This is a genomic window from Arthrobacter sp. E3 (assembly GCF_017353415.1).
GTDB lineage: Bacteria > Actinomycetota > Actinomycetes > Actinomycetales > Micrococcaceae > Specibacter.
The window spans coordinates 84,562-111,424 of the sequence record NZ_JAFMPX010000008.1; the positions used below are offsets into that span (position 1 = coordinate 84,562).

Genomic DNA, 26,863 nt, shown 5'->3' on the forward strand with positions numbered 1-26,863 from the left:
GCTCTCAGCGGTTGGGCACAGACATTGTCGGCAGGCAGGAGTAAATTGTTCTCAGCGGATGGTTGTCAATGCGAACTGATTATTCGCGCAAGTCATAGGAGGATGTGTGCTGTTCAAGCTTGTTGCCCGCAATCTGGCACCACACAAGGTGCCGTTGATTGCCATTGTGGTGCTGCAATTCCTCTCAACGCTGGCAACGTTGTACCTGCCCACGCTCAACGCCGACATCATCGACGACGGCGTGGTCAAGGGCAACATCGGTCTGATCTGGAGCCTGGGACAATGGATGCTGCTGATCACCGCCGGTCAGATCGTGTGCGCCATCACGGCCACGTATCTCAGTGCCCGGCTGGCCATGGGTGTGGGAAGGCAAATCCGCCGCGACCTTTTCAATAAGGTCGAGACGTTTTCCTCCCAGGAAGTGGGCACAATCGGTGCCCCGTCATTGATTACCCGCACCACCAACGACGTCCAGCAAGTGCAGATGCTCACGTTGATGTCCTTCACCCTGATGGTGACAGCGCCCATTATGAGCATCGGCGGAGTCATCCTCGCCATGGCCCAGGACGTGCCCCTGTCCGGCCTGCTGCTCGTCATCCTCCCGGTACTGCTCGTCGCCATCGGGCTTATTGTGCGTGTCCTGGTCCCCACCTTCCGGAAGGTCCAGCGCCAGCTCGATGACATCAACGGCGTGCTGCGCGAGCAAATCACCGGCATCAGCGTGATCCGCGCCTTTGGCCGCCGGAACTTCGAGGCCGACCGTTTTGCCACAGCCAACGGCGCACTGACAGCATCCCAACTGCGGGCAGGGCGGCTGATGGCCCTGATGTTCCCCACCATCTTCTTCGTCGTCAACGTCACCAGCGTGGGCGTGCTCTGGTTCGGCGGACAGCGGATCGACTCCGGCGCCATGCAGATCGGCGCCCTCACGGCGTTCCTGAGCTACATCATGCAAATACTCATGGCCGTCATGATGGCCATGTTCATGTTCATGATGATCCCGCGCGCCGCCGTCAGCGCTGAGCGCATCATGGAGGTCCTCACCACGGAGTCCACGGTGGTGGACGCGCGGGACGCGGTGCACGTTGCCAAGCTCGACGGCGTGTTGCACGTCCGTGACGCGGCATTCCGCTACCCCGGTGCCAAGGATCCCGTCCTTTCGGGGGTTACCTTCAGCGCAGGCCCGGGAACCACGACGGCGATCATCGGCTCCACCGGTAGCGGCAAGTCCACACTGGTGAACCTCATACCCCGCCTGTTGGATGCCACGAAGGGTGAGATTGAGCTGGGCGGACACAACATCAAGGCCGTCACCTTGGCAGGGCTGCGCGGTTCCATCGGGCTCGTGCCGCAAAAGGCGTATCTGTTCACCGGGACCGTGGCCAGCAACCTTCGCATAGGCAACCCCGACGCCACCGATGAACAGTTGTGGGAGGCCTTGGAGACGGCCCAAGCCGCAGATTTTGTGCGCCGTATGCCCGGGGAACTGCAGGCAGCCATTGGACAAGGCGGTTCCAACGTCTCCGGCGGCCAGCGCCAGCGCCTGTGCATAGCCCGGGCCATCACGGCGCAGCCGTCGCTCTACTTGTTTGACGACAGCTTTTCCGCCCTCGACTACGCCACCGACGCCAAGCTGCGGGCCGCCCTGAAACCAGTAACCCGAGAGGCTGCCGTGCTTGTCGTGGCACAGCGTGTGGGCACCATCAAGGATGCCGACAATATCCTCGTGCTCGATGAAGGGCGTCTGGTGGGACAGGGAACCCACGAACAACTGCTCGAAACGTGCCCTACCTATCAAGAAATCGTCACCTCGCAACTCAGCGCAGAGGACTCGGACATCAGCGCAGAGGACCAGGAGAGCCCAGCATGAGCATGATGAGAGGACGCGGCGGTCCGCCACAAAAAAAGGCCATGAACTTTGGGCCCAGCCTTAAGCGGATCCTGCTGCTGATGGCCCCCGACAAGGTTCGCATCGCCGTCGTGCTGGTCATGGCCGCCATCTCGGTGGGCCTGTCAGTGGTGGCGCCCAAAATCCTAGGCAACGCCACGGATATCATCTTTGACGGTGTCGTGGGGAGAATGCTCCAGCAGTTCCCGGCTGGCACCACCAAGGACCAGGCTGTGGCAGCACTGCGTGCCAGCGGCCAAGGTCAACTGGCGGACATGCTCTCTGCCATGAACGTGGTGCCAGGACAGGGCCTTGACTTATCGGCTCTGGGGGCAATCCTGATGGTTGTGTTGGGCCTGTATGTGTGCGCCTTCTTCTTCAACTGGTCGCAGGGCTACATGACCACAGGCATAGTCCAACGTGCCATGTACCGCTTGCGGCAGGGCATTGAGGAAAAGCTTGACCGGCTGCCCATGTCCCACTTTCAAGAAGAATCCCGCGGTGACGTGCTGTCCCGCGTTACGAATGACATCGACAACTTCGGCCAAACCCTCAACCAGACCCTGACCCAGATCCTTATTGCCGTCCTGACCGTCGTTGGGGTACTGGGCATGATGTTCTCCATCTCCCCGCTGTTGGCCGGCATCTCCCTGCTCACGCTGCCCATCGTGGCCCTGATCACGGTACTCATTGCCAAGCGGTCACAGGTGCAATTTGCGGCACAGTGGAAGAGCACGGGCGACTTGAACGGCCATGTGGAGGAAATGTTCACCGGACACGAGATCGTGAAGGCCTTTGGCCAGCAGGAAGCTGCGATTGAAAAGTTCAAGGTTTCCAACGACTACCTGTATGAATCCAGTGCCAAGGCACAGTTCATTTCAGGGATCATCATGCCGAGCACCAACTTTGTGGCGAATCTGAACTACGTGGTGATTGCCGTGCTCGGCGGTATCCAGGTAGCCCAGGGCGTCATCACCATCGGCAGCGTGCAGGCGTTCATCCAGTACTCGCGCCAGTTCAGCCAGCCCATGGCCCAGCTGGCCAGCATGATCAACCTGCTTCAATCCGGTGTGGCGTCGGCCGAGCGCGTCTTTGAACTGCTCGATGCGCAGGAGCAGCGGCCCGACCACAGTCCAGCTGCCCTCTTGGCAGAGCCTGCCGGACGCGTCGTGTTCGACCACGTCAACTTTGGCTACAAGCCGGACGAGCCGCTCATCAAGGACCTTTCCTTCGTCGCCGAGCCGGGGGAGACGGTGGCCATTGTCGGTCCCACCGGCGCTGGCAAGACCACGCTGGTGAACTTGCTCATGCGGTTCTATGAGATTGATTCCGGGACCATCACCGTCGACGGCGTCAACACGGCCAAGCTGACCCGCGAGGACCTGCGCAGCCAGTTCGGCATGGTCCTGCAGGATGCGTGGCTGTTTATCGGCACCATTCGGGCCAACCTTGCCTATGGGAAGCTGGATGCCACCGACGAGGAGATCCTGGCAGCGGCCAAGGCAACGCACGTGGATCACTTTGTGCGCTCACTCCCGGATGGCTACGAGACCATCCTGGCGGACGACGGCGGCGGGCTCAGCCAAGGGCAGCGCCAGCTCATGACCATTGCGCGCGCGTGGATCTCCAACCCTGGCATCCTCATCCTTGACGAGGCCACCAGCTCCGTTGACACCCGCACCGAAGTCATGATCCGCCAAGCCATGAACCGGCTGCGCGCCAACCGGACCAGCTTCGTTATTGCGCACCGGCTTTCCACGATCCGTGATGCGGATCTGATCCTCGTCATGGACCACGGTGAGATCCTTGAACAAGGCAGCCATGAGGAACTGTTGACTCGCAAGGGTTTCTACTACGATCTGTACATGAGTCAATTCGGAGATCCCATGGTGGAGGAGGTGGCGCAGCGATGAACTCAATGGATGTACTCTTGCGACGCTGGCACCTTGACACGGCGTCAACCGTGCCGCCGTTCGAGCAGATCCGTCTGCGCATCCTCGATCTGGCATCTTCCGGTGGCCTGGCCGTGGGGAGCCGGCTGCCGTCGGTGCGGGCGCTCGCGGCCGAACTTAGCGTCGCAGCTAACACCGTGGCCCGGGCCTACCGGGAGCTGGAACAGGCAGGCATCGTGGTGACCGCCGGGCGTAGCGGCACGGCCATCGCCTCCGGCGGGGACAAGATGGCCGCCCAGGTGGCGGCTGCTGCGGACGTGTTCGCCGCCGTCGTGCGTGAAATGGGCGTGCCGCAGGCGCAGGCGCTGCGCATTGTCACTGCAGCACTTGAGCACCGCTAGAATTTGAACAACACTTCGAACGAACTTTCGATTAGACTAAATCATGAATGCAATGCGCGGCGGATCGCCGGCCGTTACGCGGCTCTGCCGTGGACAGTGATGTGAAGGAAATAATGGCCCAGTCTTCAACCCCTGCAAGTGTGCAAAAGCGCCCCGACCTGTCGCGTCTGGTGGTCAAGGGGGCTCGTGAACACAACTTGCGCAACGTCGATCTCGACCTGCCGCGTGACGCCATGATCGTGTTCACCGGGCTTTCCGGTTCCGGAAAGTCCTCGCTGGCTTTCGACACGATCTTTGCCGAGGGTCAGCGCCGCTATGTGGAATCCCTCTCCGCCTATGCGCGCCAATTCTTGGGCCAGGTGGACAAACCCGATGTGGACTTCATCGAGGGGCTTTCCCCGGCTGTCTCGATCGACCAGAAGTCGACGAGCAAGAACCCTCGTTCAACCGTGGGCACCATCACTGAAATTTATGACTACATGCGCCTGCTCTGGGCCAGGGTGGGCACACCGCACTGCCCCGTGTGCGGGGAGCCAATCGCGAAGCAGACACCTCAGCAAATCGTGGACCAGCTGTTGGAGATGTCTGACGGCACGCGGTTTCAGATTCTGGCGCCCGTGGTGAGGGACCGCAAGGGAGAGTTTGTCGAGCTGTTCAAGGAGCTCACCGCCAAGGGCTATTCGCGTGCCCGGGTGGACGGCGAGCAGATCCAGCTCTCGGACCCGCCCAAGCTGAAGAAGACATTCAAGCACACCATCGAGGTGGTGGTTGACCGCCTGGTGGTGAAGGACGGCATTCAGCAGCGCCTGACGGACTCCGTGGAGACTGCCTTGGGCCTGGCGGACGGCCGCGTCCTGGCTGACTTGGTGGACTTGGAGGAAGCGGACCCTGCACGTTTGCGGTCGTTCTCCGAAAATTTGGCCTGTCCCAATGAGCACCCGCTGGCCATCGATGAGATTGAGCCGCGTTCGTTTTCGTTCAACAACCCCTTTGGCGCCTGTACTGCGTGCAGCGGCATCGGCACGAAACTCGAAGTCGACGAGGAGCTTGTGGTCCCCAACCCGTTCTTGTCGCTACGCGAAGGAGCCATTGCCCCGTGGTCGTTGGGCACTGCCACCACCGAGTACTGGAACAGGCTGCTGGACGGACTGGCGGCGGACCTCGGCTTTGCGCTGGAGACGCCGTGGAACAAGCTGGACTCCGACGCACGCACCGCCATCCTGTACGGCAAGGATCACAAAGTGGTGGTGCAGTACAAGAACCGGTTTGGCCGCGAACGCAAGTACAGCACCGGTTTTGAAGGTGCCGTGCAGTACATCCAGCGCAAGCACACCGAAACTGAGTCGGACTCCGCCCGTGACCGCTACGAAGAGTACATGCGCCAGATTCCGTGCCCGTCCTGCGGCGGCGCACGCTTGAATCCTGCCTCGCTGTCGGTGCTGATCAACGGCAAGTCGATTGCCGAAGTATGCGCGCTGTCCATGCGCGACTGCTTTGCGTTCCTGTCCAACCTGGTATTGACCGGCCGTGAAGCCCAGATTGCCAGCCAGGTGTTGAAGGAAATCCAAGCCCGGCTGAAGTTCCTGCTGGACGTCGGCCTGGAATACCTCAACCTGGAACGCGCCTCCGCCACTCTCTCCGGCGGTGAAGCCCAGCGCATCCGCCTGGCCACACAGATTGGCTCCGGCCTGGTCGGCGTCCTTTACGTGCTGGACGAGCCTTCCATCGGCCTGCACCAACGCGACAACCGCAGGCTCATTGAAACGTTGACTCGCCTGCGCGATCTGGGCAACACGCTCATTGTCGTCGAGCATGACGAGGACACCATCAAGGAGGCCGACTGGATCGTGGACATCGGCCCCGGTGCCGGCGAGCACGGCGGGGAAGTGGTGCACTCCGGCTCCTTGGAGGGACTGCTGGCCAACACCCGCTCCCTGACAGGCGACTATCTATCAGGCCGCAGAAGCATTCCACTGCCAGCCAAGCGGCGCAAGTATGACAAAAAACGTGAACTCGTCGTGGTGGGCGCAAAGGAAAACAACCTGCTCAACCTTGACGTGAAGTTCCCGCTCGGTGTGTTCACTGCGGTCACGGGTGTCAGCGGCTCCGGCAAGTCAACACTCGTCAACGAGATCCTGTACAAGGTCCTGGCCAACAAGCTCAACGGCGCCAAGCAGGTAGCCGGTCGGCACTTGCGCATTGACGGGCTGGAACACCTCGACAAGGTGGTCCACGTGGACCAAAGCCCCATTGGCCGCACCCCGCGTTCCAACCCGGCCACGTACACGGGCGTTTTCGACAACATCCGCAAGCTCTTTGCGGAGACGAACGAGTCCAAGATGCGCGGCTACCAGCCGGGCCGCTTCTCCTTCAACGTCAAGGGCGGGCGCTGCGAAGCGTGCACGGGCGACGGCACGTTGAAGATTGAAATGAACTTCCTGCCCGACGTGTACGTTCCCTGCGAGGTGTGCCACGGCGCGCGCTACAACCGTGAAACCCTCGAGGTGCACTACAAGGGCAAGTCCATTGCGGACGTGCTGAACATGCCCATCGAAGAGGGTGCGGAGTTCTTCGCCGCGTTCACCCCGATCGCCAGGCACCTGCGCACGCTGGTCGACGTCGGCCTTGGCTACGTCCGGCTGGGGCAGGCCTCCACCACGCTCTCCGGCGGCGAGGCGCAGCGCGTGAAGCTGGCCGCGGAACTGCAAAAACGCTCCAACGGACGCAGCATCTACGTCCTGGACGAGCCCACCACGGGCCTGCACTTTGAGGACATCCGCAAGCTGCTGCTTGTGCTGCAGGGGCTCGTGGACAAGGGCAACACCGTCATTGTCATTGAACACAACCTCGATGTGATCAAGAGCGCCGACTGGATTGTGGACCTCGGCCCCGATGGCGGCACTGGCGGCGGGCGCGTTGTGGCCACCGGCACGCCGGAGAAAGTGGCGAAAAGCACGGAAAGCTACACGGCGGAGTTCCTCCGCGAGGTTCTGGTGCCCTAGTCCTGCCGCTAAGACGTGCGAGATGCCACTTGTGGTGCCCAAGAACGTGTTTTGGGCACCACAAGTGGCATCTCGCGACAATCCGAGCCGACAGGGCGCAGCATTTAGGGGTTTCACGTCCGGCCAGTGTGCTGAAATATGTGCGCTGGGACATAGATGAGGCATCCCGGCGTCCTGTCATGAGAAACTATGGACGTGACTACGACCTCCCCAGCCATAAACAACACCGGCCGCCGCTCGGCCGTCATTTTTGATCTGGACGGCACTCTCGTGGACCCAGCAGGCGGCATTACCGGCGGGATCGAACATGCCCTCCGCGCCATGAACATACCAGTCCCCGACACAGAGGTGCTGAACAGCCTGATCGGACCCAAATTGGCTGACACCCTAGTCCGCGTTGCCGGTGTGCCAGCAGGACAGGTGCAGGAAGTCATCGCCATCTACCGGCAGTGGTACCGCGATCGTGGCATGGCAATGTCACTGGTATACCCGGGCCTCAGGGAACTGTTGGGTCAGCTGAAGAACGACGGCGTGGTGCTGGCTGTTGCCACGCAAAAGCCGGAGCCGCTCGCCAAAGTGCTTTTGGCCCACCACGGCCTGGCTGACTACTTTTTAGTTATTCGCGGCTCCCATTCCAACGAGTCGCTCATGCCGGGGGATGACGGCTACCGCCCCGGCAAGAACGAGATCATTGCCGCCGCGCTGCAGGACCTCGTTGCGCACCCGAATGGAGCGCAGGATGCCGTTATGGTGGGGGACAGGAGTCAGGATGTGCAGGGGGCGCGCAGCAACGGCCTCGACTGCATTGGCGTCGCCTGGGGGTTTGCCGGTGACGGTGAGTTGGCCGACGCGAATGTAAGCGTGGTTGTGCAGAATGCCGCCGAGCTGGCGTTGGCACTGGCAACACCTACCGCATCGCCCACTGCATCGCCCACCGCAATGCCCACGGTCACGCCGTCGGAGAAAACGCCGTCGAGCAACACGTCAGGGAAATCAGGAAAGGCCCCTCATGGAGCTGTATGACCTGACCCGCGTGTTGACGCGAGGCACCATTGCTGCCCTGTGTAGGCCCACTGTGGAGGGGCTGGAGAATGTGCCTGTGGACGGTCCCTTCATTGTGGCGCCCAACCACTTGTCCTTCTTTGACTCCGTCATTGTGCAGGCGCTGACCCCGCGCCCCGTGTCCTTCTTTGCCAAGGCTGAGTACTTCACCGGCACGGGGCTGAAGGGCAGGGCCATGAAGTCATTCTTCGAGTCGGTGCACTCCATTCCCGTGGAACGTGGTGAGCAGGCTGCCAGTGTGCAGGCACTGAAAACCCTGTTGGAGATTCTGGGCCGTGATGAAGGGGTGGGCATCTATCCCGAAGGCACCAGATCGCGCGACGGCATCCTGTACCGGGGCCGCACGGGAGTGGGCTGGCTGGCATTGACCACCGGAGCGCCGGTAGTGCCCGTGGGTGTCATTGGCACGGAAAAGTTGCAGCCAGCCGGGAAAAAGACGTTCAGGCCGGCGAAGTTCACGCTGCGCTTTGGCAAGCCGCTCTCCTTTGATAAAACTGGCCCAGACCATTCCCTGCCGGCACGCCGCCATGCCACAGACACCATCATGGACGCAATCGCGGAACTTTCCGGGCAGAAACGTAGCACGAAATACAACCAGAGCCCCAGCATCGAGTAACCCCATGGCAAATCCAGAAAGCTACAGGCCCAAACCGGGCGAAATTCCCACAGATCCCGGCGTCTACCGTTTCCGGGACGAGAACGGGCGCATCATCTACGTCGGCAAGGCTAAAAACCTCCGCTCGCGCCTGAACTCGTACTTTGCCAACCCCGCCACTTTGCTGCCCAAAACCCATGCCATGGTCCACCACGCTGCCAGTGTGCAGTGGACCATCGTGGGCAGTGAACTTGAGGCGCTGCAACTCGAATACACGTGGATCAAGGAATTCACCCCCCGCTACAACCTGGCGTTCCGGGACGACAAAACGTACCCCTATCTGGCCGTTTCCATGGGGGAAAAGTTTCCGCGGGTCCAAGTCATGCGCGGGGAACGACGCAAGGGCACAAAATACTTTGGTCCCTATACGGCCGGGGCCATCCGCGAAACCATGGACACGCTACTGCGCGTGTTCCCCGTGCGCAGTTGCAGTCCGGGGGTGCTGCGCCGTGCCGAACGCAGCGGACGCCCCTGTCTGTTGGGCTACATCGACAAGTGCGCAGCCCCCTGCGTGGGACGCATCAGCATCGAGGACCACAAAGCACTGGCGCAGGACTTCTGCGACTTCATGAGCGGGGAAGCGAAACGCTTTATCGTGGACCTGGAAAAGCAAATGGCTGCCGCAGTGGCCGAACTTGACTACGAGTTGGCAGCCCGGCTGCGCGATGACATCATCGCCCTGCGCAAGGTCTTTGAACGCAACGCCGTGGTGTTGTCCGAGGACACGAATGTGGATATCTTCGCCATCGAACAAGATGAACTCGAAGCCGCGGTCCAAGTTTTTTACGTGCGCGGCGGGCGCATCAAGGGCCAGCGCGGCTGGGTGGTGGAAAAGGTGGAGGACGCCACGCCCGCTGAACTGTGGGAGCGCCTCATGCAGCAGGTCTACGGCGAGGAGGCAGGGCAGCCCGAGGCCATACCGCGGCAAATCCTTGTGCCCGAACTTCCCTCCAACCATGAAGAACTGGCGGTGTGGCTGGGTGGGCTGCGCCACGGCAAGGTGTCCATCAAGGTGCCCCAACGCGGGGACAAGGCGGCGCTGATGGACACTGTCCAGGCTAATGCGCGCCAGGCCATGATTTTGCACAAATCACGACGCGCGGGCGACCTCACCATCCGTTCCCTGGCCCTGCAGGAGCTGCAGGAGGCCCTCGAACTGCCCATGCCACTGCTGCGCATCGAGTGTTATGACATCTCCCACGTGCAGGGCACCAACGTGGTGGCATCGATGGTGGTGGTGGAAGACGGACTGTCCAAGAAGAGCGAATACCGCAAGTTCGCCATCACCGGTGACGCTGCCATCGACGACACAGCCTCCATGCATGACGTGATCACCCGGCGCTTCAAGAACTACCTTGCGGAAAAAGCAGAACGCGCCCAACAGGTGTCCGTCAGCGGGGAAGTCGGTGCCGCTCAGCCGATGGGTGCGGACGAGCCCGGGATGCTGCCCAAATCCAAGTTTGCCTACCCGCCCAACCTGGTGGTGGTGGACGGCGGCGTGCCCCAGGTCAATGCTGCCGCCCGCGCCCTTGCCGAGCTGGGCATTGACGACGTCGCCGTGGTGGGCCTGGCCAAGCGGCTGGAAGAAGTGTGGGTGCCCGGCAGCGACTTCCCCGTGATCCTGCCACGGTCGTCGGAAGGGTTGTATCTGCTACAACGCATCCGTGACGAAGCACACCGCTTCGCCATCACGTTCCACCGCGCCAAACGTGGCAAGGCCATGACTGCCTCAATCCTTGACACCGTTCCAGGGATGGGTGTGGCCAAGCAGAAGAACCTGCTGGCGCATTTTGGCTCGCTGAAGAAAATACGCTCGGCCAGTTTGGAAGAACTTGCGGAGGCGAAGGGCATTGGCCCTGTGCTGGCACAAGCGATTTTTGACACCGTCAACGCGGCAGGAGCAGGCGCCGGCACCGTCGAAGAAGCTGCTCCGGCAGTGAATATGACCACCGGCGAGATTCTTGACTAGGCTTGCAGGGTGGCAGCGGCCAACAACGTCCGCCACGCACAGGCAACCAACCGACAGGGAAGAGCAATGACCGAACAGCAAGACCCAACCGTCGAAGACGTGGAACTGACACCCGTGAAGCCTGTTGAATCGGAACTGCTGGTGGTCACGGGCATGTCCGGGGCCGGACGCAGCACTGCTGCCAACGCCCTGGAGGACCACGGCTGGTACGTCATTGAGAACCTGCCCCCGCAGATGCTGGGCACCTTGTCCGAGCTCGTGGCACGGATGCCGGCAGCGCTGCCCAAGCTCGCCGTCGTCGTCGATGTTCGCGGCAAGGCGCTCTTTGCCGACATTCGGGAGTCCCTGAACGCGCTTTCCGCAGCCGGGGTGGGCTACCGGGTGCTGTTCCTGGATGCCAGCGACGACACCCTGGTCCGCCGCTTCGAACAAGGCCGCCGCCCGCACCCGCTCCAAAGGGACGGACGAATCCTTGATGGCATTGCGGCCGAAAGGCTGCTGCTGGCGGAGATGAAGTCACAGGCGGAAATCGTGCTTGACACCTCCGTCATGAACGTCCACCAGCTCGGCACGGCTGTCACGGAACTATTCTCCGAATCAGGGCCCGTGGTGTTGAGTCTGACGGTGATGAGCTTTGGCTTCAAGTACGGTCTGCCAGTGGATGCCAACTATGTGGCGGACGTACGCTTCATCCCCAACCCGCACTGGATTCCCCAGCTGCGCCCGCTGACCGGCCAGGATGAGGCCGTCAGCAACTTTGTGCTCAAGGACAATGGGGCTGCGGACTTCGTTGACCGCTATGTCCACGCCCTGGAACCGGTGCTTGAGGGCTACCGCCGCGAAAACAAGCACTACGCCACGATCGCCGTTGGTTGCACCGGTGGCAAGCATCGCTCGGTAGCAGTCGCCATTGAATTGGCAAAGCGCCTGAGCCAGCTGCCGCGTGTAACCACCAGCATCCGGCACCGCGATCTGGGCAGGGAGTAAGCGTGTACACGGGAATCCTGCCGATCATCCCGGCGGCGAGCAAACTGCCAAGCCCCGACGCCGGTGTGCGCGTTGCCGCGCTCGGAGGCGGGCACGGCCTGTCCGCATCCCTGTCTGCGCTGCGCCTGCTGACAGGGAACATCACCGCCGTTGTCACTGTCGCGGACGACGGCGGCTCCTCCGGACGCCTGCGCGAAGAGTTGGGTGTCCTTCCGCCGGGAGACCTGCGGATGGCCCTGGCCGCGCTGTGCGATGACACCGACTGGGGCCGCACGTGGCGTGATGTCATGCAGCACCGCTTCAGCTCCAAGGAAGGCGTCAACGGGTCGCTGGACAACCACGCTCTCGGGAACCTACTCATCGTCACCCTGTGGGAGCTGCTGGGAGACACCGTGGCAGGCCTGCGCTGGGCTGGTGCCCTGTTGGGCGCACGCGGGGAGGTGCTCCCCATGGCCAGCGTCCCGTTGACCATTGAAGGGTACGTGCGGGGCAACGGGACACCAGGGCAGCTGATCAGCGGCCAGTCACTGCTGGCCAAAGCAGGCGAAGTGGAAAACGTGCAGCTCGTGCCGCAGGATGCCCCGGCTTGCACCGAAGCCGTCGCGGCCATTCGCAACGCCGACTGGGTGGTGCTGGGGCCAGGTTCCTGGTATACCTCGGTGCTGCCGCACCTGCTGCTGCCGACAATGCGTGAGGCGTTGTGCAGCACCAGTGCCAAACGCCTGCTCACCATGAACCTGGACGTCAATGATGCCGAGGCGGTGGGCATGAACGCAGCCGACCACTTGCATGTGATCTCCCGCTACGCACCCAACTTCAGTGTTGACGTTGTGCTGGCCGACCCGCATTCCGTGGGAGATCTGGCCGAGTTCAAGGAAGCAGCCGCCATGATCGGGGCAGAGGTTGTCTTTGCCCAAGTGGGAAGTTCCACCGGCACAGCCGTCCACGACCCGCTGCGCCTGGCAGCGGCATACCGCGATATTTTTGGGGAACACTAATGCTTGTGAAAGTGAAGGCTGAACCATGGCGCTGACAGCTGCCGTTAAAGAGGAATTGTCCCGGCTCGACGTGAAGAAATCCTCGGTGCGCAAGGCCGAAGTGTCAGCACTGCTGCGCTTTGCCGGCGGGCTTCACATCGTCTCCGGACGCATTGTCATTGAAGCCGAAGTGGACACAGCGGCCACCGCGCGGCGCCTGCGGGCGGCCATTGCCGAAATGTATGGGCATCAAAGTGAAATCGTGGTGGTTTCTGGCGGTGGCCTGCGCCGCGGCAGCCGCTATGTGGTGCGTGTAGTGCGCGACGGCGAGGCACTTGCCCGGCAGAGCGGTTTGCTGGACGGGCGGGGCCGGCCCGTGCGCGGCCTGCCGTCCGCCGTCGTCAACGGCTCCACCGCTGACGCCGAGGCTGTATGGCGCGGGGCATTCCTGGCCCATGGATCGCTGACGGAACCAGGGCGTTCCTCAGCCCTTGAAGTCACCTGCCCCGGCCCCGAAGCAGCACTGGCGCTGGTGGGTGCTGCTCGGCGGCTGGACATTTCCGCCAAGGCCCGTGACGTGCGGGGCATCGACCGCGTGGTCATTCGTGACGGCGACACCATCGCCGCACTGTTGGTGCGCATGGGTGCCCATGACACGTTCCTTGTCTGGGAGGAACGGCGCATGCGCAAGGAAGTGCGGGCCACGGCCAACCGCCTGGCCAACTTCGACGACGCCAATCTGCGCCGCTCGGCACAGGCCGCCGTCGCGGCCGGCGCCCGCGTTGAACGGGCTCTGGAAATTCTGGGTGAGGACGTCCCTGACCACTTGAAGTATGCCGGGGCGCTGCGCGTGGCCCACAAGCAGGCGAGTCTTGACGAGCTGGGCAGGCTTGCCGACCCGCCGTTGACGAAGGACGCCATTGCCGGACGGATCCGGCGCCTGCTTGCCATGGCAGACAAAAAGGCGAAAGATGCTGGTATACCGGGCACTGAGTCGAATGTCACTTTTGACATGCTCGATGGCTAGGGCGCCTAGTATGAAAGAGTAGAGAGCAGAACCGCCGCAGAGACGGTGGTTCTGCGGCCGGCGCTCGGCTCCGGTCAGACACCAAGAAGAATCGCAATGGAGGAACAGTGACTAAGTACACACTTCCGGAACTCAGCTATGATTACGCTGCCCTGGAACCGAATATTTCCGCCCGCATCATGGAACTGCACCACAGCAAGCACCACGCCGCCTATGTGGCTGGCGCGAACACTGCAATGGACCAGCTCGCCGAAGCCCGCGAAAGCAACAACTTCGCCAACGTCGCCAAGTACTCCAAGGATTTGGCCTTCAACTTGGGCGGTCACACCAACCACTCGATCTTCTGGAACAACCTTTCCCCCGAAGGCGGAGATAAGCCCGAGGGTGAACTGGCCGCAGCCATTGACGACGCCTTTGGTTCCTTTGACGCTTTCCGCGCGCACTTCACAGCTGCAGCCATGGGCATCCAGGGCTCCGGATGGGCGCTGCTGTCCTTTGAAGGCCTCGGCGGCAACCTGCTCATCGAGCAGCTGTTCGACCAGCAGGGCAACATCCCCGTAGCCACGACCCCGCTGCTCATGCTGGACATGTGGGAGCACGCTTTCTACCTCGACTATGTCAATGTGAAGGCAGACTACGTCAAGGCCTTCTGGAACATTGTGAACTGGGCGGACGTCTCCAAGCGTTTCGCAGCGGCCAGCAAGAACGCCACGGGCCTGATCCTGCCGTAGGCACAAGGCCCGAGATGCAGGGCCCCAAGGCTGCGAAGACGCAGCTGGCACATGCAATATTTGGGGCCCGCTCCGTAAGATTTCCGGAGCGGGCCCCAAAGTAAGTAATATAGATCACGGCGGTTGCCCTGCAACGCGCCACACAAGTAAGTCTCTGCCCAACGTCGTGCGGGAAACAACGGTTGAAGGTGACCTTCAACCTCACTACGCGTGCTCGCATGAGCACCAAGGAGAGAACTATCGTGACTACTCGTATTGGAATCAACGGCTTCGGCCGCATCGGCCGCAACTACTTCCGCGCAGTCCTGGCCCAGGGTGCAGACATTGAAATTGTTGCCGTCAATGACTTGACCAGCCCCGAGGCTCTGGCCCACCTGCTCAAGTACGACTCCGTTAGCGGTCGCCTGCCTGTTTCCGTGGAAGTCGTGGACGGACACCTTGTTGTAGACGGCAAGACCGTCACCGTGTTTGCCGAGCGCGATCCTGCCAACCTGCCCTGGGGCGAGTTGAACGTGGACATCGTCATCGAGTCCACTGGCTTCTTCACCAAGGCCGCCGACGCACAGAAGCACATCGATGCCGGCGCCAAGAAGGTCCTCATCTCCGCACCGGCCTCCGACGAAGACCTCACCGTCGTCCTCGGCGTCAACGACGAGCTGTACGACCCCGCAACGCACCACATCATCTCCAACGCATCGTGCACCACGAACTGCCTCGGCCCGCTGGCCAAGGTGCTCAACGACAACTTCGGCATCGAGCATGGCCTGATGACCACCATCCACGCCTACACGGCGGACCAGAACCTGCAGGACGGCCCCCACAGGGATCTGCGCCGTGCACGTGCAGCAGCCATCAACATGATCCCCACCTCCACCGGTGCAGCCAAAGCGATCGGCCTGGTCATGCCGGAGCTGAAGGGCAAGCTGGACGGCTACGCCATCCGCGTGCCCGTCCCCACAGGTTCCGCCACGGACCTGACCGTCACGGTCAGTCGCGAGGTCACCGTCGCCGAAGTGAACGCCGCCTACAAGGCAGCCGCTGCTGAAGGCAAGCTCGCCGGTTACCTGGTCTACACCGAAGACCCCATCGTCTCCTCGGACATCGTCGGGGACCCGGCGTCGTCCATCTTTGACTCCGGCCTGACCAAGGTCATCGGAAACCAAGTCAAGGTAGTCTCCTGGTACGACAACGAGTGGGGCTACTCCAACCGCCTGGTCGACCTGACTGAACTCGTCGGCTCCAAACTCTAAGGATACGAATGACACTCCACACCCTCAGCGAACTCATCGATGAAGGTGTCCGCGGGCGGTACGTTCTGGTTCGAAGTGACCTGAACGTGCCGCTCGACGGCTCACTCGTCAGCGACGATGGACGCATCAAGGCGTCCCTGCCGGTCATCACGGCATTGGCCAACGCCGGTGCGCGTGTCCTCGTGGCAGCTCACTTGGGCCGTCCCAAGGGCGCCCCCGAAGCCAAGTATTCGCTCGCTCCTGCCGTTGCACGGCTGGCCGAGTTGGCACCCGCATTGCAGGCAACGCTTGCTGCGGACACCACAGGCCCCGCTGCAAAGGCTGCAGCTGAATCCCTGGCCGACGGTTCGGTGCTGGTGCTGGAGAACGTCCGCTTTGACGCTCGTGAGACGTCCAAGGACGACGGCGAACGCGCGGCTTTTGCTGCCGAGCTCGCCTCCCTCACGGGAGACAACGGCGCCTATGTGGACGATGCGTTTGGCGCCGTCCACCGCAAGCATGCCAGCGTGTATAACATCGCCAAGGCGCTGCCGTCGTACCAGGGTGACCTGGTGCGAGCAGAGCTGGAAGTGCTGCGGAAGCTGACCACCGATTCAGCACGACCCTATGTGGTGGTGCTGGGCGGTTCCAAGGTTTCGGACAAGCTGGCCGTCATTGACAACCTCATTGGCAAGGCAGATTCAATCCTTGTTGGCGGAGGAATGCTGTTTACTTTCCTTGCTGCACAAGGCCACAAGGTGGGCGCCTCGCTGCTTGAAGTGGATCAGATCCCGGTGGTCAAGGACTACTTGGCCCGTGCCGCGGAAGCCGGTACCAGTTTCGTCTTGCCCACCGACGTTGTCGTTGCGGCAAGCTTCGCAGCCGACGCACAGCACGAAGTGGTTGCAGCCGACGCCATTGAGGCCAGCGCCTTCGGTGCAAACGGTTTGGGCTTGGACATTGGCCCTGACTCCGGTGCGGCTTTTGCCGCTGCCATTGGCACGGCAAAGACCGTGTTCTGGAACGGTCCCATGGGTGTGTTCGAGTTCCCCGCATTTGCCGAAGGGACCCGCGCAGTTGCCGGTGCACTGAGCGAGAACAGCAGCAACGGCGGATTCACCGTGGTAGGCGGCGGCGACTCTGCCTCGGCAGTTCGTTCACTGGGCTTTGCCGATGAATCGTTCGGGCACATCTCCACGGGCGGCGGAGCCAGCCTGGAGTACCTTGAAGGCAAGGAACTTCCGGGCCTGCTCGCGCTCGACCGCTAGGACCACAAGTGGCGGCAGGGTTTCCCTGCCGCCACTTTTTGCCGGAACCGACTTTCGGCTCAGAATTGACTCAGTTGTACTTAAAGTGATGCAAGAAACGAGAAAATGATGACAACGTCAACCAATGGCAGCTTCGACCGGACACCGCTGATCGCGGGCAACTGGAAGATGAATATGGACCATGTTCAAGGCATCACGTTGCTGCAGAAGCTCGCCTGGACCCTTTCCGACGCACGCCACGACTTTAGCCGGGTGGAAGTTGCCGTCTTCCCCCCTTTCACCGACCTGCGCGGCGTCCAGACTCTGGTGCAGGGTGACAAGCTTGAGCTGGTTTATGGTGGGCAGGACCTTTCCGAGCAGGACTCCGGCGCCTACACAGGGGACATCTCAGGTGGGTTCCTGAACAAGCTCGGCTGCACCTATGTGCTGGTGGGACACAGCGAACGCCGCAGCATTCACGGCGAGGGCGACGAACTGCTCAACGCCAAGGTCAAGGCAGCGTTCCGCAATGACGTCACTCCCGTTCTGTGTGCAGGTGAAGGCCTTGAGATCCGTCAGGCTGGCACCCACGTGGAACACACACTGGCCCAGGTTCGTGGTGGAGTTGCCGGCCTGAGCGCCGAGCAGGCCGCGAAGCTTGTCATAGCCTACGAACCCGTTTGGGCCATCGGCACCGGAGAAGTTGCCGGACCTGCCGACGCCCAGGAGATGTGTGCAGCGATCCGCGCTGAACTCGCTGAACTGTTTGACGGTGAAACCGCAGCCAAGACCCGCCTGCTGTACGGTGGCTCGGTCAAGGCCAGCAACGTCGGTGCCATCATGGCCGAGCGCGACGTCGACGGCGTGTTGGTGGGCGGGGCGAGCTTGGATGCCGGCGAATTCGCCAGCATTGCCCGTTTTGAAAAGCATCTCGTCACCAAGTAGCGCCTGCGCATTGGCTATGTGCCAGTGGACAACGCTAGACTTTACCCAAATCGTTAACATGGCGAAAGGCCACTAGTGCAAACACTACAAATTGCCCTGCAGATTCTCCTGGGTGTCACCAGCTTGCTGCTGACCTTGTTGATCCTGCTGCACAAGGGGCGCGGCGGCGGCCTGTCAGACATGTTTGGTGGTGGCATGAGCTCAAACCTCGGTTCCTCCGGTGTGGCTGAGCGCAACCTCAACCGCTTCACCGTGATCTTGGGCCTGGTATGGGGCGCGGTCATCATCGGCCTGGGCCTCATTATGTCCTATGGAAACGTCAACTAGATTCTGCTCCACGCAAGAACAAGCAAAAAGAGGTCCCGCCCGGTACATGCCGGGTGGGACCTCTTTTTACTGACAGGTTCTAGTGCTCGCCGCGCATGAGCGCTCCCGGCACCTTCGCAGCAGCAGTCTGGTCCAACAGCCACATCGTCTTGTTGATGCCGCGGGCACCCGAGGCCGGCACCTGGACGGCGTTGGCACCGGCAAGGCCAAGGCCCACTGCCGCAGCCTTGTCAGCCCCCGCAGCCACAAGCCAGATCTCCTGAGCTGAGTTGATGACCTCAAGGGTCAAGGAGACACGCAACGGCGGCGGCTTGGGCGAATTGCGTACGCCGACGACGGACACACCCTTCGTGCGGATGCCCGCCATCTCGGGGAAGAGCGAGGCGATGTGTGCGTCGGGGCCAAGACCCAACAACAGAACGTCAAACCGGGGGAAGGCAGGCGCTTGCGCCGGGGACGCGTCGTCGTTCTCCCATTCGGTTTGGGCGGCAGCAGCCAACTCTGCCGCATACTGCGCAACGGCCTCCTCCAGCCCGTCAACAGTGTCTGAAGCCGCCATGGTGTGGACGCGGGACGGATCCACCGGAACGTGGTCCAGAAGCGCCTCTGCGGCCTGAAGGCAGTTGCGATCGGCCGAGCCGGCCGGCACGAACCTGTCGTCGCCGAACCAGAAGTTCACCTTGCCCCAGTCAACGGCAAGGTGTGCCGGTGACTTCGCCACCTCGCGCAAGGTGGCAATGCCAACACTGCCACCTGTCAGCACCACGGTGGCTTCGCCGCGTTCGCTTTGTACATCCAGCAAGCGGGTGATCAGCCGTGCCGCCGTCGTGGCTGCCAACACCTCAAAGGAGGGGTGCAGGGTGATCCGTACGTTCGAACTCATGGGTGTCCAACCTTCTCTTCAGCCAACAGCCTCAGCAGGCCCTCGGTGACCACTTCACCAAACACTTCATCGGGGTCCAACCGGCGCAACTCTTCCGCCAGGCAGTCCTGCAGCGAGCGGCGCGGCAAAGCCACGTGCTGCTGGGGCTGGCCCGGCTGCGACAAGATGGCATCCATCGAACCCGGACGGGTCAGGTCAACATTGCCGTCTGCGCGCTCTATGACCACCGAGTGGATGCCTGTGCTGCCGGGAGCTTCGGAGACAGTGATGGGCACATCCAGTGCCCGGTAGAGCCAGGAAGCGAGCAGCAACGTGCTGGGGGAGTCGCTGGTGCCTGCCACGCGCAACCCCGTGACGGGGTTGCGGGGATCGTACTGATCCAAAGCCGCAGCAAGCTGGATGCGCCAATTTGTCAGGCGTGTCCAAGCCAAATCGGTGTCGCCAGCAGCATAGCTTTCGGCGATGTGCTTCAGCGCTTCACGCGGGTCACCGGCATTGCCTGAATCGGTAATGCGCCGGTGCGCAATCCGCCCCACGGGTGACTTGCTGGGAATCTCCGGGGCGTCCTGCGGCCACCAGGCCACGATGGGGGCGTCCGGAAGCAGCAGCGCTGAAACCAGCGACTCGCTTTCCGCCGCCAATTCCCCCTGCCCGCGTAGGACGATGACTTCCGAGGCGCCGGCGTCGCCGCCCACCCGGATTTCGCCGTCGAGCCGGTTGGGCTCATCAGCGGATCCTGCGGCCAGCACGATGATGCGGCACGGATGCTCACGGCTGGCCAGGTTGGCCGCCGCGATCGCTTCTTCTTCAAATCCAGTGCGGGTGATCACCACAAGGGTCAAAACACGTCCCAGAGCGACAACGCCGCCCTGCTCGCGCATCTTGACAATTTCCTTGGTGATTTTGGAAGTTGTTGTATTGGGCAGTTCAACTATCACGGCCTGCGCCACGTCCTTCCGTCTCGTTTCAATAGTTCTTCGGCCGAGGCAGGGCCCCAGCTCCCTGGTTCATAACTTTCGGGCCGCACGCCCTCTGCTGCCCAGAATTCCTCAAACGGGTCGAGGATCTTCCAGGACTGTTCCACTTCACCATGGCGGGGGAACAATGGCGGCTCTCCCAGCAACACGTCGAGAATCAGCCGCTCATACGCTTCTGGGCTTGATTCGGTGAAAGCATGCCCGTAGCCGAAGTCCATCGTGACGTCGCGGACCTCCATCTGCGTTCCCGGAACTTTGGAACCAAACCTGATGGTCACGCCCTCGTCGGGCTGAACCCGGATCACGACGGCGTTTTGGCCGAAGTCGTCCTCTGCGTGGTCGGTGAACAGCAGGTTGGGGGCGCGTTTGAACATGACGGCAATTTCCGTCACGCGCCGACCCAGGCGTTTGCCCGTGCGCAGATAGAACGGGACGCCGTCCCAGCGCCTGGTGTGGATGTCAAGGCGGATGGCGGCGTAGGTTTCGGTCGTGGAGTCGGGGGCAATGCCCTCCTCTTCCAGATAGCCGAGCACCTGCTCGCCGCCCTGCCAGCCTCCAGAGAACTGGCCGCGCGCAGAATGCTTGGACAGGTCCTCAGGCAATTTGACCGCTGCCAGCACCTTTTCCTTTTCAGAGCGCAGGTGGTCCGCGTTGAAGGAGATGGGCTCCTCCATGGCCGTCAGCGCCAAGAGCTGTAATAGGTGGTTTTGCATGACATCGCGGGCTGCGCCCACGCCGTCGTAATAGCCGGCCCGGCCACCGGTGCCAATGTCCTCGGCCATGGTGATCTGCACGTGGTCCACGTAGTTGGCGTTCCACAGCGGCTCAAAGAACTGGTTCGCAAAGCGCAGGGCCAGGATGTTCTGGACTGTTTCCTTGCCCAGATAGTGATCGATCCTGAACACGGCGTCCGCCGGGAAGACAGACTCCACGATGTCATTGAGGGCACGGGCTGACGCCAGGTTATGGCCGAAGGGCTTCTCGATGACGACGCGGCGCCAGCTCTCATCCTCTGTCTGTGCGAGTCCGTGGTCGGAGAGCTGGCGGCAGACCAATTCAAAGGCCTTGGGCGGGATCGAGAGGTAGAAGGCATGGTTGCCTCGGGTGCCGCGGACTTCATCAAGCTCGGCCAGCGTCGTCTTCAGCCGTTCAAAGGCCTCGTCGTCGTCAAACTCGCCCTGGACAAAGCGGATACCCTCGCGCAGCTGGTTCCAGACGGCCTCATCAAACGGGGTGCGGCAGTGTGCCTGGACGGAAGTCTTGACCTCGGCGGCAAAGTCCTCGTCGGCCCAGGCACGGCGGGCAAAGCCCACTAGGGCAAAACTGGGCGGGAGCAGGCCGCGGTTGGCCAGGTCGTACACGGCAGGCATGAGTTTCTTGCGTGCCAAGTCCCCGGTCACTCCAAAGAGCACCAGTGACGATGGGCCCGCAACGCGGGACAGCCTGCGGTCGCGGCTGTCCCGGAGCGGGTTTTCATTATGATTTGAGGCAGAGTTAGACATCTTTTGGGAGGTACCCTTATGCGTCGAGTGGGCGGGCGGCAAGTGCTGCCGCCGCCTGTTTAAGTTGAGCCACGCCGGCGGCCACGTCCGTCAGGTGCAGTCGCAGCACCGGGCGGCCATGGGCTGCCAGCACGGCGGCATCCCCGGCTGCCTGGGCAGCGATCAGTTCAGCAAAACTGAAGGGCCGTTCCGGAATTGCCAGGTCCTGCGCTGCGGTTCCGGTCACCTGTAGGAAAACACCCACGGCGGGTCCACCCTTGTGGAACTGGCCCGTTGAATGCAGGAAACGCGGACCCCAGCCAAACGTGACTGGACGCTGCGTGACTTGCGCCAGCTCGTCCCGGATCGCGGCCAGGGGAGCGTGGGCAAGCCTGTCGAGGTACATCTGGACGCTGAGATAGCCGTCCTCGGCAAGCGTGCCGGACAAGGCGGTCAGAGCCTCGCCGAGCGTGGCAGCGCCAGCCAGCCATCCGGCGTCGTCGTTGGCAGTGCGCACCTCGATGGCACCGTCAGTGAATAGCGCCGGTGTGGCGGCAGGTGTCGCGTCAAGCAGGCCACGTGCGGCGGTCTTGGCCGCTTCGACATCGGGCTGGTCGAAGGGGTTGATGCCCAGCAGGCGTCCGGCGACGGCGGTGGCAAATTCCCACACCATCATCTGTGCACCCAAGCTTCCGGCAATGCTCACTTCGTTTTCGCGAAGTTCGACGTCGGCGTCCCCGGCAATGAGGCGTACCACCAGCACGTCCGGGGCACCCGCCGTGACCTCGGGAGAATGAGGTTGAGCCACAACAGGAAGGACGCCGGTTCCGGATTTACCCGTGGACTCAGCCAGCAACTGCTCGGCCCAGTCCGCGAAGCCAACCATTCCCGAGCCTTCATCGACAATGACAATCTTGTTGCGCAGTGGCTTCGTTCCGCCCAGGGCTGCGCCGAGGCGCAGCCCAACATTGTCAACGTCGTCGTCGCGCAGCATTTCCGCCGCTTCCTCGGCTGAATCAAGCAGCGCGGCAATGTCTGCACCGGCCAGCCCCGAGGGGACCAGGCCGAAGGCAGTCAGCCCCGAGTAGCGCCCGCCCACGTTGGGGTCGGCATTGAATACCTTGCGGTATCCTGCCTCCCGAGCTGACGTGTCCAACGGTGAGCCGGGATCGGTGACAATCACGATGCGTGACTTGGCGTCGATGCCGGCGGCCGTGAACTCCTGCTCGAAGATGCGGCGCTGGGAATCAGTTTCCAGCGTCGAACCGGACTTGGAGGAGACCACGATGGCCGTTGATCCGAGGCGGTCGCTGACGGCTGCCCGTACCTGGTCGGGATCCGTGCTGTCCAGGACCGTGAGTTCAACTCCGGCCGTGGCCGTGATGACTTCAGGGGCCAGCGAGGACCCGCCCATGCCACAGAGCACGATGTGGTTGATGCCCTCGCCACGCAGTTCATCGCGCAGTGCGGTGATGCCCTCGAGCAGGGCTGCGGAGACCTCGGGCGCCTCCACCCAACCGAGCCGGATGGCTGACTCGGCTTCAGCGTCCGGGCCCCACAAGGTGGCGTCCTTGGCGAAGATGCGTGAGGCAACCTGGTCGGCGGCAAGGGTCAACAGGAACGTACTGCCGGCTTCTTGGGCAGCACCAGTTGCCGCAAATGCCAGTGATGTCATGGTTCTTAGCCTTCCGCACCCGCAGCATCCAGGGCATCCTGGACGTGGTTGAGCAGCTCTTTCCAGCTGGCGACAAACTTGTCCAGGCCTTCAGTTTCAAGCAGGGCCACAACCTCGTTGTAGGAGATGCCGAGGCCTTCGAGCTTGTTGAGCAGCGCGTTGGAATCTTCGTAGGTGCCGGTGATGGTGTCGCCGGTGACCACCCCGTGCTCGAACGTCGCGTCGAGCGTCTTCTCGGGCATGGTGTTCACGACGTTGGCTGCCACGAGCTCGGTGACGTACAGCGTGTCGGGGTAGGCCGTGTTCTTGACTCCCGTGGAAGCCCACAGCGGACGCTGGGGGAGTGCACCGGCGTCGGCCAGCAGTGCCCAGCGCTCGGAGGAGAAGATCTCCTCGAACGCCTGGTAGGCCAGGCGTGCGTTGGCCAGGCCGGCCTGGCCCTTCAGTGCGGCTGCTTCCTCGGTACCAATGGCGTCCAGTCGGCTGTCGATCTCCGAGTCCACGCGGGAGACGAAGAAGGATGCCACCGAGTGGATGTCGGCCAGGTTGTGGCCGTTGGTCTTGGCCAGTTCGAGGCCGCTGAGGAATGCGTTGACAACGGCGCGGTAGCGTTCGAGGGAGAAGATCAAGGTCACATTGACGCTGATGCCCGCGCCCACCGTGGCCGTGATGGCTTCCAAGCCCTCAACCGTTGCGGGGATCTTGATGTAGACGTTCTTCTTGTCCACCTTGGCGTAGAGGCGCTTGGCCTCGGCGATGGTGCCTTCGGTGTCCCATGCCTTGCGCGGGTCAACCTCGATAGAGACGCGGCCATCGACTCCCTTGGTCGCTTCGGCGATGGGGGCGAAGAGGTCGCAACCGTCGGCAACATCTGCCGTGGTGAGTTCAAACACCGCATCTTCGGCGCCAACACCGGCGGCGGAGAACTTCTTCAGTTCCGGCTTGTAGTCGGCGCTTTTGGTGATGGCCGCTTCGAAGATGCTGGGGTTGGTGGTGACGCCGACAACGTTCTTTTCCTCGATGAGCTTGGCCAGGCTGCCGCTGTTCAGGCGGGTGCGTGAGAGATCGTCAAGCCAGATGGAGACGCCGGCGGCGGAGAGAGCGGCGGTGGGTGTGGTGTTGGTCATTTTGCTACTTCCTTAAAGTTCAGGGCCCTGCATTGTTCAGCATTGCAGGCGGGGATTCCATTCCCTTGCCGTCGGCAATAGCTGACGGCAAGGGAATCAGGGAAACGGGGTGGGCAGCCCGTGCACGAAGCGTGTAGGGCTGCCCACCCGGCGGTGCCGCTACTGGGTTGCTGCCGCCAGGGAGTCCTTGGCTGCGGCCGTGACGGCGTCGGCAGTGATGCCAAATTCGTTGAACAGGACCTTGTAGTCAGCGGAGGCGCCAAAGTGCTCCAACGAAATGGAACGCCCGGCGTCGCCGATGATTTCACGCCAGCCCAGGGCCAGTCCGGCCTCCACGGAAACGCGGGCCTTCACAGCCTTCGGCAGGACCTGCTCGCGGTATTCTGCGGGCTGGGCGTTGAACCACTCGACACAGGGCATGGAGACGACGCGGGCGCCGATGCCTTCCGCTGCCAGTGCTTCGCGGGCTTCCACCGCAAGCTGAACCTCGGAACCGGTGGCAACGAGGATCACCTGGGGGGTGACCACTGCGCCGTCGACCACTGCCTCGGCCAGGACGTACCCGCCCTGTGCCACGCCGTCAGCTGAGGCGAATTCGGTGGCGGTGGCTGCGCCGGTGCCGCGGGCGTACGTGGGGATGTTCTGGCGGGTCAGCACAATGCCGGCCGGATTGTCCGTGAGTTCCAGGATCTTCTTCCACGCCGTGGCGACTTCATTGGCGTCGCCGGGGCGCACCACGTCCAGACCCGGGATCGCGCGGAGGCTGGCGAGCTGCTCGACGGGCTGGTGTGTGGGGCCGTCCTCGCCCAGACCGATGGAGTCGTGCGTCCACACGTAGATGGACGGCACTCCCATGAGCGCGGACAGGCGGATGGCGGGGCGCTGGTAATCGCTGAAGATCAGGAACGTGCCCGAGTAGGCGCGGGTGGGGCCGCCCAAGTGGATGCCGTTCACGATCGCGGCGGCTGCATGCTCGCGGATGCCAAAGTGCAGCACACGGCCGGAGGGGCCGCCGGACCAGGTGTCCGTCTGCCGCGAGGTGGGAACGAAGGAGCCGGTGCCTTCAAGGGTGGTGTTGTTGGAGCCGGCCAAGTCGCAGGAGCCGCCCCACAGTTCGGGCAGGACATCGGCGATGGCGTTGAGCACCTTGCCGGACGCCGCACGGGTGGAAACATCCTTGCCAGCTTCAAAGGCGGGCAGGTTCTCTTCCCAGCCGGCCGGCAGATCATTGTTCTGGATACGCTCAAGAAGTGTGGCGTTCGCCGGGTTGGCCTTGGCCCAGGCGTCAAAGCCGGCGTTCCACTCCTTGTGTGCTTCGGCGCCGCGCTTGACCACTTCGCGGGCGTGTTCCAGCACTGCCGGTTCCACGTCGAAGTGCTTTTCCGGGTCGAAGCCCAGAATTTCCTTCACGGCAGCAACTTCGCCTGCGCCCAGGGCAGAGCCGTGGATGCCGCCGGTGTTCTGCTTCTTCGGTGCCGGGTAGCCAATGATGGTGCGCAGCGAAATAATGGAGGGCTTGCCCGTCTCGGCCTTGGCAGCGGCAAGCGCTGCGTGCAGCTCCTCGACGTCCTCTACGTACTTGCCGGACTTAGTCCAGTCCACCCGCTGCACATGCCAGCCGTACGCTTCGTAGCGCTTGAGCACGTCTTCGGAGAAGGCAATGTTGGTGTCGTCTTCAATGGAGATGTGGTTGGAGTCGTATACCACCACCATGTTGCCCAGCTCCTGGTGCCCGGCCAGGCTGGAAGCCTCGCTCGTGACACCTTCCTGCAGGTCGCCGTCGGAGGCAATGACCCACACGGTGTGGTCGAAGGGGCTGGTGCCGGGTGCGGCGTCGGGGTCCATGAGCTCGCGCATGCGGCGCTGTGAGTACGCAAAGCCAACAGCGGAAGACAGGCCTTGGCCCAGCGGCCCGGTGGTGATTTCAACGCCCTTGGTGTGCTTGTACTCAGGGTGGCCGGGGGTCAAAGAGCCCCAGGTGCGCAGCGCTTCGAGGTCGGAGAGTTCCAGGCCGTAGCCGGAAAGGAAAAGCTGAACATACAGCGTCAAGGACGTGTGGCCGGGGGAGAGGATGAAGCGGTCGCGGCCCAGCCAGTCTGGATCGGACGGGTCAAGGCGCATGACCTTTTGGAACAGCAGATACGCGGCGGGCGCCAGGGACATGGCGGTTCCCGGGTGGCCATTGCCAACCTTTTCAACGGCGTCAGCGGCCAGAACTCGGGCAGTGTCCACTGCTCGCTGATCGTTGGCGGTCCAGGTGAACGATGGCAAATCCAAATGTGACACTGACAGGTCCCTCTCGTTATGGGCATATATGGTGCAGGCGCATGCAGGCATGCGCCACAAACTAAAAACCAGCGTCGACCATGTTTCCACGAAAG

The 26,863-nt window shown here is 62.4% G+C and carries 21 protein-coding genes; 15 read left to right on the plus strand and 6 right to left on the minus strand.

The window, feature by feature from the left end:
* The first annotated feature begins 106 nt into the window (after positions 1-106).
* From JMA46_RS05755 to secG, 15 genes are all read left to right on the plus strand, one after another.
* On the plus strand, positions 107-1,870 hold the full coding sequence (locus tag JMA46_RS05755) for an ABC transporter transmembrane domain-containing protein (RefSeq protein WP_207344370.1): 1,764 nt from the start codon (positions 107-109) through the stop codon (positions 1,868-1,870).
* Complete coding sequence (locus JMA46_RS05760) at positions 1,867-3,801, plus strand: ABC transporter ATP-binding protein (RefSeq protein ID WP_207344371.1); 1,935 nt, start codon at positions 1,867-1,869, stop codon at positions 3,799-3,801. The genes JMA46_RS05755 and JMA46_RS05760 overlap by 4 nt, the downstream gene beginning before the upstream one ends.
* Positions 3,798-4,181: a GntR family transcriptional regulator gene (locus JMA46_RS05765; protein ID WP_247647079.1), complete on the plus strand. Its 384-nt coding sequence runs from the start codon at positions 3,798-3,800 to the stop codon at positions 4,179-4,181. The genes JMA46_RS05760 and JMA46_RS05765 overlap by 4 nt, the downstream gene beginning before the upstream one ends.
* 113 nt (positions 4,182-4,294) lie before the next feature.
* Positions 4,295-7,183, plus strand: coding sequence for an excinuclease ABC subunit UvrA (gene uvrA, locus JMA46_RS05770; protein ID WP_207344372.1), 2,889 nt, complete (start codon positions 4,295-4,297; stop codon positions 7,181-7,183).
* A gap of 195 nt (positions 7,184-7,378) precedes the next feature.
* Complete coding sequence (locus JMA46_RS05775; RefSeq protein WP_348770069.1) at positions 7,379-8,206, plus strand: HAD hydrolase-like protein; 828 nt, start codon at positions 7,379-7,381, stop codon at positions 8,204-8,206.
* Positions 8,193-8,861: a lysophospholipid acyltransferase family protein gene (locus tag JMA46_RS05780; RefSeq protein ID WP_207344374.1), complete on the plus strand. Its 669-nt coding sequence runs from the start codon at positions 8,193-8,195 to the stop codon at positions 8,859-8,861. The genes JMA46_RS05775 and JMA46_RS05780 overlap by 14 nt, the downstream gene beginning before the upstream one ends.
* Before the next feature lie 4 nt (positions 8,862-8,865).
* Entirely contained in the window at positions 8,866-10,869 is a 2,004-nt protein-coding gene (uvrC, locus tag JMA46_RS05785; protein WP_207344375.1) for an excinuclease ABC subunit UvrC, read from the plus strand.
* A gap of 66 nt (positions 10,870-10,935) precedes the next feature.
* Positions 10,936-11,856, plus strand: coding sequence for an RNase adapter RapZ (gene rapZ, locus JMA46_RS05790; RefSeq protein ID WP_207344376.1), 921 nt, complete (start codon positions 10,936-10,938; stop codon positions 11,854-11,856).
* A gap of 17 nt (positions 11,857-11,873) precedes the next feature.
* Positions 11,874-12,854 (plus strand): uridine diphosphate-N-acetylglucosamine-binding protein YvcK, encoded by a 981-nt coding sequence (gene yvcK, locus JMA46_RS05795; protein ID WP_210768593.1) that lies wholly within the window; start codon positions 11,874-11,876, stop codon positions 12,852-12,854.
* Positions 12,855-12,879: 25 nt separating this feature from the next.
* Positions 12,880-13,860 carry a DNA-binding protein WhiA gene (gene whiA, locus JMA46_RS05800; protein ID WP_207344378.1) on the plus strand — a complete coding sequence of 327 codons (981 nt, stop codon included), beginning with the start codon at positions 12,880-12,882 and terminating at the stop codon, positions 13,858-13,860.
* A 107-nt stretch (positions 13,861-13,967) separates the two neighbouring features.
* A complete protein-coding gene (locus JMA46_RS05805) occupies positions 13,968-14,591 on the plus strand; it encodes a superoxide dismutase (protein WP_207344379.1) in 624 nt (207 codons plus the stop codon).
* Positions 14,592-14,833: 242 nt separating this feature from the next.
* A complete protein-coding gene (gene gap / locus JMA46_RS05810) occupies positions 14,834-15,841 on the plus strand; it encodes a type I glyceraldehyde-3-phosphate dehydrogenase (protein WP_207344380.1) in 1,008 nt (335 codons plus the stop codon).
* Positions 15,842-15,849: 8 nt separating this feature from the next.
* Positions 15,850-17,088 (plus strand): phosphoglycerate kinase, encoded by a 1,239-nt coding sequence (locus JMA46_RS05815; RefSeq protein WP_207344381.1) that lies wholly within the window; start codon positions 15,850-15,852, stop codon positions 17,086-17,088.
* Positions 17,089-17,196: 108 nt separating this feature from the next.
* Positions 17,197-18,012: a triose-phosphate isomerase gene (gene tpiA / locus JMA46_RS05820; RefSeq protein WP_207344410.1), complete on the plus strand. Its 816-nt coding sequence runs from the start codon at positions 17,197-17,199 to the stop codon at positions 18,010-18,012.
* 75 nt (positions 18,013-18,087) lie between these two features.
* The gene (gene secG / locus JMA46_RS05825; protein ID WP_207344382.1) at positions 18,088-18,339 is read left to right on the plus strand and encodes a preprotein translocase subunit SecG; all 252 of its coding nucleotides are present in this window, start codon (positions 18,088-18,090) and stop codon (positions 18,337-18,339) included.
* A 79-nt stretch (positions 18,340-18,418) separates the two neighbouring features.
* Here the strand turns inward: secG and pgl are convergent, their stop codons facing one another.
* The 6 genes from pgl to tkt all read right to left on the minus strand — a co-directional run bounded on the left by pgl (position 18,419) and on the right by tkt (position 26,768).
* Positions 18,419-19,222 (minus strand): 6-phosphogluconolactonase, encoded by an 804-nt coding sequence (gene pgl / locus JMA46_RS05830; protein WP_207344383.1) that lies wholly within the window; start codon positions 19,220-19,222, stop codon positions 18,419-18,421.
* Positions 19,219-20,160, minus strand: coding sequence for a glucose-6-phosphate dehydrogenase assembly protein OpcA (locus tag JMA46_RS05835; RefSeq protein WP_207344411.1), 942 nt, complete (start codon positions 20,158-20,160; stop codon positions 19,219-19,221). Before JMA46_RS05835 ends, pgl begins: the two co-directional genes overlap by 4 nt.
* A complete protein-coding gene (zwf, locus tag JMA46_RS05840; protein ID WP_207344384.1) occupies positions 20,157-21,701 on the minus strand; it encodes a glucose-6-phosphate dehydrogenase in 1,545 nt (514 codons plus the stop codon). Before zwf ends, JMA46_RS05835 begins: the two co-directional genes overlap by 4 nt.
* Before the next feature lie 16 nt (positions 21,702-21,717).
* Positions 21,718-23,355: a glucose-6-phosphate isomerase gene (locus tag JMA46_RS05845; protein WP_207344385.1), complete on the minus strand. Its 1,638-nt coding sequence runs from the start codon at positions 23,353-23,355 to the stop codon at positions 21,718-21,720.
* Positions 23,356-23,360: 5 nt separating this feature from the next.
* Positions 23,361-24,482 carry a transaldolase gene (gene tal, locus JMA46_RS05850; protein ID WP_207344386.1) on the minus strand — a complete coding sequence of 374 codons (1,122 nt, stop codon included), beginning with the start codon at positions 24,480-24,482 and terminating at the stop codon, positions 23,361-23,363.
* A gap of 159 nt (positions 24,483-24,641) precedes the next feature.
* Positions 24,642-26,768 (minus strand): transketolase, encoded by a 2,127-nt coding sequence (tkt, locus tag JMA46_RS05855; RefSeq protein WP_348770070.1) that lies wholly within the window; start codon positions 26,766-26,768, stop codon positions 24,642-24,644.
* Between the last annotated feature and the right edge of the window lie 95 nt (positions 26,769-26,863).